Origin of the sequence: Lentibacillus sp. L22, assembly GCF_040812445.1 — a bacterium.
In the GTDB taxonomy this organism is placed as follows: domain Bacteria; phylum Bacillota; class Bacilli; order Bacillales; family Amphibacillaceae; genus Lentibacillus_C; species Lentibacillus_C daqui.
Window position 1 is genome coordinate 24,840 of sequence record NZ_JBFNXI010000039.1, and the last position, 6,267, is coordinate 31,106.

Annotated in this window: 4 protein-coding genes; 2 read left to right on the top strand and 2 right to left on the bottom strand. The window is 38.1% G+C overall.

Annotation, left to right across the window (positions count from 1 at the left end; genetic code table 11):
* The first annotated feature begins 101 nt into the window (after window positions 1-101).
* On the top strand, window positions 102-1,184 hold the full coding sequence (locus ABRT01_RS14325; RefSeq protein WP_367748074.1) for a YkvI family membrane protein: 1,083 nt from the start codon (window positions 102-104) through the stop codon (window positions 1,182-1,184).
* Window positions 1,185-1,386: 202 nt separating this feature from the next.
* Here the strand turns inward: ABRT01_RS14325 and ABRT01_RS14330 are convergent, their stop codons facing one another.
* Window positions 1,387-2,811 (bottom strand): YfcC family protein, encoded by a 1,425-nt coding sequence (locus tag ABRT01_RS14330; RefSeq protein WP_269410247.1) that lies wholly within the window; start codon window positions 2,809-2,811, stop codon window positions 1,387-1,389.
* A gap of 576 nt (window positions 2,812-3,387) precedes the next feature.
* On the opposite strand from ABRT01_RS14330, the gene ABRT01_RS14335 reads away from it, so the two are divergent.
* The gene (locus ABRT01_RS14335; protein ID WP_269410246.1) at window positions 3,388-4,527 is read left to right on the top strand and encodes a M20 family metallopeptidase; all 1,140 of its coding nucleotides are present in this window, start codon (window positions 3,388-3,390) and stop codon (window positions 4,525-4,527) included.
* Between the two features lie 211 nt (window positions 4,528-4,738).
* Here ABRT01_RS14335 and argH read toward each other — a convergent pair whose 3' ends face one another.
* The gene (gene argH, locus ABRT01_RS14340; RefSeq protein ID WP_269410245.1) at window positions 4,739-6,151 is read right to left on the bottom strand and encodes an argininosuccinate lyase; all 1,413 of its coding nucleotides are present in this window, start codon (window positions 6,149-6,151) and stop codon (window positions 4,739-4,741) included.
* Between the last annotated feature and the right edge of the window lie 116 nt (window positions 6,152-6,267).

Consider the following 6,267-nt stretch of genomic DNA (forward strand, 5'->3'; position numbering starts at 1 on the left):
ATTGCGGGAAAATGATTCAAGTCGTTGCTGGCTGGCAAGCGGTAGCGACGTTTTTCTTTTTCGTATAGATGTCTGAATGTTTAAAAAAGGGAGTGTATGCATTGAAAAAAAGTTTACAAATTGCTGGTGCTTATATCGGCTTGCTTGTTGGGGCTGGTTTTGCATCGGGTCAGGAAGTCATGCAGTTTTTTACTAGTTTTGGCTGGGGTGGTCTGGTTGGAACAGGGATCGCTGCCATATTATTTGCATTTTTGGGCATGCAGATTTTGCAAATCGGTTCGCGTTTGCAAACTATTTCGCATAGAGCCGTGATTTATCAAATTTGTGGCAAGTATATCGGAAGTGGAATCGATATTTTAGTTACCTTTTTCTTATTTGGCGTGGCATCTGTGATGATTGCCGGAAGCGGGTCTATTTTTCAGCAGCAATTCGGTATTCCGCCAATTATTGGGGCATTCATCCTGACTATCCTGGTTATTCTTACGCTTTGTCTGAATGTCAAAAAAGTTATTTCCCTGATTAGTATGATTACCCCACTACTGCTGCTGTTAATTTTTGTGATCACGGTGTATTCCATTTTCACGAATGATATCAACCTTAGTCAGCTTGACACCATCTCAAAGAGTCAGCCGTCCGCTGCACCCAATTGGTTTATTGGTGGAATATTGTATGTTTCTTATAATATTACGGCTGGTTTATCCATGCTTGCGATTATCGGAGGGACGATAAAAGATAAAAAGGTTGCAAGTTTCGGCGGTCTGTTAGGAGGCCTGGGACTTGGTCTGTTATTGTTCTTGATCAATCTAGCATTATTTATCAATGTTGATATTATTCAAGATATGGCAATGCCAACATTATTTCTCGCAACTGAATTGTCTCCGGTAATTGGATTGTTGATGACCATAGCTCTATTAGGCATGATTTATAATACCGCTGTTGGCATGTTATATTCTTTTACTGCCCGGTTTATCAAGCCAGAAACACCGCGTTTTAGGAGCAGTGTTGTCGTGATCAGTCTACTTTCCTTTTGTGCCAGTTTTGTCGGTTTCACTGAATTGGTTGGAACTGTCTATCCGGTTACGGGTTATCTAGGTTTGGTACTGATTTTGGCCATTTTGATTGCATGGATTTCAGGAAATAAGAAGAAAAATAGTCAGGGTGATTATAAGAAGAATGTAATGTAATGGACAGGAACATTGCGAGGATGCCAGGAACTTTCTGAATTTTATCAAGTATTTTCGAAAAGGGTGTTGCGTCCCATGTTTCTAATCGCTATGGACATGAACACTTTCTCTGGAAGGTATATTAGTGTAGAGGCATAGTTGGTAATAACTATGCCTCCTCTATTACGAATTGTAAAGAGTCAAGGGTGCTGTCTTATCCCTATTAATAAGGACCCCAATGAATCATTACCCCGATGGTCAGGAATATAAGTCCAATTAAAAACCAGATTAATGCTAGCGGAGCCATAAAACGGATCCATTTGACATACGGGACTCCGCTGGCGGCTAGAACACCCATAAGAACACCAGATGTCGGATTTAGACAATTCACGACACCTTCACCAAGCATGACCGCTTCCACGGTGACTTGTCTGGTAATATTCATCAAGTCTGCTAATGGTGCAAGGATTGGAATGAAAACAACCGATTCACCCGATCCAGATGAAATAAGAAAGTGCAAAACCATACTACTAATGTACATTCCAATTGTTCCGAAGAGAGGACCTTGTCCTTGTAATAGATGCGCTAGTCCATTCACAATCGTATCAAGTAGATTGCCTTCTTCTAAAATAACGGATATACAACGGGCCATGCCAACAATTAATGCCCCGTAGACTAAGCGTTGGCATCCTTGCAAAAATGTTGAGGCAATATCATTGGCTTTCATCCCACCAATAATTCCAGCTAAAATGGCAATAAAAATAAAGGTCGCTGTCATTTCGGCATCGTCCCATTTTAGCCATAAAGCACCTATCAAAAAGCCTAATAGTGATAAAGCTGTTATCCCGATAATAAGCTTATGTCGAATAGTCCATGCAGGCGTGCTCTCTGCATCATCACTACTAGAAAGGGCATTACTCGGAAACCATTCGTTACCAAGTACACTGCCTTTCTTTTTGAGACGTTTTGTATACAAGTAAATATAAACAATAGTAGCAATTAAGAAACAAATATAAATGGCAGTACGTAATCCAATACCCGAGAACATTGGAAGTTCTGCAATTTTTTGTGAAATCCCTAAAGGAGACGGTGATAATATGGTGGCATTAAAACCAGCATAGGCACCAAGATAAATAATTGCCACACCCACAACAGCATCCCATTTTAATGTTCTGGCAACAATGATTCCAATAGGGATAAATCCGATGACTGAGTTTACAACGATTCCTGTTGTTCCAAGAACTGAAAATAAGGCAGCCACAATACAAATAAAAAAAAGTTGTTTTTTTCGAAATCTGTTAATAACGTGAAAAATCAATCCATCAATAGCACCAGTTTTTTCAAGGATAGCAATTGTGCCACCAGTAAAAAGTATCAAAAAGATAATAGGGGCAGCTGCTTCCATACCTTTTCCAATCGCTGTAAAAAATGAAACAACACCAACAGGGGATTGTTTGACAGTATGGTAACTACCTGGAATTGTGGTCGAGACCGTTCCCTTCGTTACCCTTTCAAATTCTCCTGCTGGTACAAAGTAAGTGGCAATAGCACAAATTAATGCCACAAAGAAAAGTAGCACATATGCATCAGGCATTTTAAATTTTAATTTTTGCTTCAAAGGCTTTTTTGTTTTGGAATGTACACTCATATAAATCCTCCTGCAACTTGGTATTTTGTTTTTTGAATAAACAACACCACTCGAAATATTGCTGAAATTGTAAATATGTATTGAATTATAATAAAGTTTTTCCTTCAAAGTCAATAGATTTTTGAAGGAAAAACTTTGGATCTATAGAAACCTTTATTAATAATGTCTTGCAAAAAAGCAGTTGATATTGGTCAAAGTCAAGTATATCCTTTAACTGACGATATTTGGTTTCAATATATTTCAACATTCAGGTGGCTATCAGTTGTAATGGGTACAAAAGAATTTTTGCTTGAATCTAATTTGTTTTTTTGTTATTTGCCGGATGATGTTCCCGTAAATTGTTACTAAACCTTATAAACTAATTGTCGAATACTAAGACAATTAGTTATAATGAGTCAAGGGTATAAAAAGTGATAGTCTTAAAAAGAATTTTGCCGGATCTTGTAAAATGTTAAAAGTTTGAAAAATACGCTGGTATCGGGTATGAAATTGACGAAATGACCTTGGGAGGAGTCACAGTTGAGACCAAACTATTAAATTTAATTTTGAAATACAGATAATTTTGGAGGGATAATAATGAAAGATTTTGTGGAGAAGCATTTTAATGACATGTTAGAGATGCTGGAGGAGTTAGTGAATACAGATAGCGGATCTTATGATAAGAACGGTGTCGATCAAGTAGGCAAGATGTTAAAAGAGAGGTATGAGCAGCTAGGGTTTTTAGTGACAGTTAAAGAAGAACAAAACGTAGGGAACAATTTAGTAATTCGACATAAAGATGCTGTAGATCCCGAAATTTTAATTGTAGCCCATATGGACACCGTTTTTCCAAAAGGAACAGCTAACGATAGACCTTTTACCATATCTGATGGTAAGGCATATGGTCCTGGTGTTATTGACATGAAGGCTAGTCAAGTTATGGTATATTTTACTTTAAAAGCGTTAACCGAAAAGAATGTTTCAGGTTATAAAAATGTAGAAATTATATTGAATAGTGATGAAGAAATTGGCACTAAATCATCCCGTAGGTTAATTGAGAATGCAACCAGCGGAAAGAAATGGGCACTTGTGGTAGAACCCGCTCGTGCGGATGGATCGATTGTTAGTTCCAGAAGGGGAGTAGGAACGTATAAGTTAAAGGTAAAAGGCAAGGCTGCCCATTCAGGAATCGAGCCAGAAAAGGGGATTAGTGCGATTGAAGAATTGGCTCATAAGGTCATTTCTTTGCAGGCTCTATCCAATCCACAAGAGAACTTGAATGTAAATGTTGGTCTGATTCAAGGAGGAACCTCTGTCAATACAGTTGCACCGGAAGCAGAGGCAGATATTGATGTCAGAATAAGTACTGCTGACCAAGGAAGTATGATTGACGAAAAGATAAAATCGGTTTGTAGTAAAACAGATGTGGAAGGGACTAAATTAGAGTTAACTGGAGGAATAAACAGGCCACCAATGGAATTTACCAACGAAATTCAACAGTTGGTCAGCATTATCCAACAGGAGGGTAAAGCGCTTGGCCTGGATATAAAACATACGGCTACTGGAGGAGGTTCTGATGCCTCATTTACGGCGGCTATGAATTTGCCAACAGTTGACGGGGTAGGTCCAGTTGGAGGAAAACAGCACAGTAAAGATGAATATTTAATAGTAGATAGCCTAAAAGAAAGGACATTGTTATTTGCAAATGTTTTAAAAAGATTAAGTACTAAACCATAATAAATGAGAGAAAATGGTGGAGTATTCCGTGGCCACCCCACAACCTAAAATCTTTTTTAAGATAGTTAAAAATGTGGATATACCCGACAACTTTCGGACATACTAAAAACAGCCAGAGAACCAGTAGCTATGTGGCTTCTCTGGCTGTTATTATTTTTTCGTACCAATCCTTAACTCTGTATATTTGAAAAGGTTCTTTACCATTTTTCACCTATTTATAAGACAAATACTTTCTCCTTTCAATCATGTCTTTAACCGTTTCGGGGTTTACACCACCAGTAATATTTCTTCTTTCTACAAAACAGATTGGGTCAACGATTTCTTGCCAATCTTTAGCTGTTAATACTACATCCTTTAACCAATCATTTATTTCATGCAGACTTATTTGGTACAATTGTTTATTTTCTTTATCGGCTTGTTTTGCTACAATACTTGCTTTTTGATGTGCCTTTCTAAATGAAATTTGATAGTCACGTGCTAATACATCGGCAAGTTCCGTGATGGTTATCATATTTTCCCTGGCCTGCTGATAGGCGCGATCGATATCAAAATCCATTGTTAAAATAACCGCATGCATTAACCTTAATACACGGTTTGCTCTTTCAAAACCAGTATATAAATGTGGTTGTAAATCATCTTCCGTATCATTAATATCCCCATAAGGAGTATTGTGTATCATATGAATCACTGCCATTCCCTCAGCCGCCGCACTGCTAGCAATTGAGCGAGAATGCTCGATCGATACAGGGTTTCTTTTTTGAGGCATAATACTACTGATTTGAACATAGGCATCTGATACCTTGATCAACCCTACTTCTTTTGAGGCCATACGTAAGAATTCTTGAATCCAGCGGCCGATATTTGTCATTAGGCTGATCAGAGCTTGTGCGGATTCGATTAAGTAATCCCCAGTACCAATAGCATCATAAGAGTTCTCTATCAAACCATCGAATCCAAGCAATTCTACCATTCGCTCCCGGTTGATCGGGAATCCAGTTGTAGTTATTGCCGCAGCCCCCATAGGAGATTGGTTGACAGTTTGATAGGCATGCTTTAATCGGTCAACATCACGTTGTAAATTATCGTAAATAGCAACTAAATAATGACCAAATGTGGTTGGCTGCGCAGGCTGCGTATGTGTGTGGGCAGGCATCACCGAATACACATGATTCTCGGCCTGATGAAGAATCGCTTGACTTAATTTTTTAGCGTTTTCGATTGTATTGTGTAAATAATTCCGTAACACAATTCGATACATTGCTTCACCCATATCATTTCTGCTTTTTGCTATGTGCATTTTGCCTGCTAATTCATCACCAATACGATCGCCAATTTTAGTCTCGATAAGGAAAAATAGGTCTTCATATTCTACTGAATACGTGATACTTTGCCGATCAAGATTTTCGATTTCGTCTATACCTGATAATATTTTACTTGTTTCTTCCTTTGTTAAAATACCTTGTTCTCCCAGCATGGTGGTATGTGCTTTATGGATCATAAACATGGCATCAAATAGGTATTTTTTTTGATCATAAAATACAGGTTTTAACAATTCATCAACATATGTTTTACCTGGAAATGTGTTGCCATCTACTGCTTCAAATTGTTCCTTTAACGAACTCATTTATCAAGCACCTCGATATTAAAAATTGTGTTGCTGTTACAATACTATAAGAGCGTGTTCAAAAAGGAGGATAAAAAGGACCGAGAAGTTCTAGGCGGCGTAGCTTTGAGCACCGG